This is a genomic window from Streptomyces sp. NPDC001410 (genome assembly GCF_042895235.1).
Classification (GTDB): domain Bacteria; phylum Actinomycetota; class Actinomycetes; order Streptomycetales; family Streptomycetaceae; genus Streptomyces.
The window spans coordinates 1-1,803 of record NZ_JBIAWE010000056.1; the positions used below are offsets into that span (position 1 = coordinate 1).

General features: G+C 67.3%; 3 protein-coding genes. 1 reads left to right on the plus strand and 2 read right to left on the minus strand.

Translation table 11 applies throughout. The annotated features are described in order from the left end of the window. Positions 1–238 precede the first annotated feature (238 nt). Positions 239–517 (plus strand): hypothetical protein, encoded by a 279-nt coding sequence (locus ACFY3C_RS45740; protein ID WP_390733271.1) that lies wholly within the window; start codon positions 239–241, stop codon positions 515–517. Positions 518–862: 345 nt separating this feature from the next. On the opposite strand, the gene ACFY3C_RS45745 is transcribed toward ACFY3C_RS45740, so the two are convergent. Together ACFY3C_RS45745 and ACFY3C_RS45750 are read right to left on the minus strand one after the other, a co-directional pair. Then, a complete protein-coding gene (locus tag ACFY3C_RS45745; RefSeq protein WP_390775192.1) occupies positions 863–1,438 on the minus strand; it encodes a transposase in 576 nt (191 codons plus the stop codon). Continuing rightward, positions 1,396–1,803, minus strand: a 408-nt coding sequence (locus ACFY3C_RS45750) for a winged helix-turn-helix domain-containing protein (protein ID WP_390775193.1), incomplete at its 5' end; no start/stop codon positions are given. The genes ACFY3C_RS45750 and ACFY3C_RS45745, both read right to left, overlap by 43 nt.

Sequence of the window (1,803 nt, forward strand, 5' to 3'; positions counted from 1 at the left end):
CACACCCGACAACGACTGAACCACCACCCACCGACCACCAACCGGGTCACATTTCAACCGCCCAAAGCGGGTCCGAGTTCAGCCGACGCCGACAGGGGCGCAAAAAACGAGAGCATCACCCCGGTGACAGACATATGATCGGGCCGGTCGTCGGGGCAGAAGCTGAGCCGGGCTGTCGGATTCAATTCGAAGGCGCCGGCGCTCGCGCCTGACGTTGCGTCCGAGTCGAGGAGGACAGTTGGCTCTGCGGAAGAAGGGCACCCGCCTGATCACGGTCGATGGCGTGGCGTACCGGTGGCGTGTGTCCGGCGGGGCCGGTTGCTGCACAGGGTGCGCGTCGGGGCGGTTCGACTTCGTGGTTGAGCAGGCCGATCAGAAGGGCGCGGTGTTGATGGCGGCGACATCGGCCTTTCCCGTGGTTCCCTCCATCGTCGGGGCGGGAGTTCGTGCCGCGCTCGATCACGGATGGCAGCCGGCGCGAAGGGGACCGGCTTTCCGACTGACCGGGCTGGTGTAGACCATCTTCCGGCCGCCGGAGGCCCGCGATCGGAGGGCACGCGTGGCGTCACTCGATCCGGCAACCCGAACGAGGAATTACCGCCCCGATCCCGGACTCGAGTCCGGCAGGCCAATAACGTCACGGCTGTCGGCCCCGGAACCGGTGAAACAGCCTTGGAAGCAGCGCCGCCTGGAACAACGCGGGCTTCGCTGAGCTCGTGGTAGCTGATCCGACTGTCACCCGCACCGGTCTCGGTGGACAGAGCGCAGTACAGCTCACCTACGAAGTCCCAGGTCACCAAGACATGGCGGTGATGCTGCCACATCTGCCTGGTACTGGCCTCACCGCGTTGGCGGCGGCTCCTCATGAGTGGTCGGGCCGAGGCTGAGCCCGGTGCCGGCGAGGCAGCCGTCGACCGGCCTCAGGGCGGTACTGGATCTGCTTGAGACGGTGCTTGACCGCCCGGGTGATCTGGCTGAGGTCGGCCGCCGCGAGGTTGCCGAGGTCGCGTTTTCCCAACGACCACACGCCCTCAGTCGGGTTGAGGTCCGGCGCATAGGTTGGCAGCTGGACGACCCTCAGCCAGTCGGCGTTCGCGTCGATGAACTCGCGCAATGGGCGCGTCAGGTGCAGCCGGATGTTGTCCCAGACCAGGACGATGGGGCCGCCGAGCTGAATGCGGGCGCGGACGATCAGGTCGCGGAAGTCGCGCCAGCCGAATCCCTTCGGCTGGTCCTTGCGTCCGGTGTATTCGCGGACCGCGTAGAACAGCCGAGACCGTTGAACGGGCTTGTAGCAGGTCATGCCCGCCATAGAGACCCGTCCGGAGCCACGCCCACGTACTCGTACGACCGGTGTGCGGCCCCGGCGGCCCCAGGTCCTTGCACGCGGCGGAGTCAGCGACTGCCCGGCCTCGTCCTCGAAGACGAGCCAGGCCACGCGCTCCGCCGCGATGCTCTTACCCGCGGCCAGGTCTCCTTCCTCCAGACCTCGACCGCATCGTCATCGCGCTCGATGGCCCTGCGGGCGGGCTGCTGCCACGACCAGCCGTGCCGCTTGAGCAGCCTCCAGGTGCCCTCGACCGTGTAGGGGACGTGGAACAGGCGGCCGATCAACGCTTTGATCCGAGCGAGTGTCCACCGCTGGTCCGCCCAGCCGTGGGAGAGCGAACCGTGTTCCAGCTCACGCTCCAACCGAGCGACCTGCTTCTCACTGAGCGTTTTCAGCACGGCCACTGATCGGGTGACGCCGACGGGGTGCGCAACGCACGAGGCTCCCGTGCCGTTGGGGGAGGTGTTCGAAGT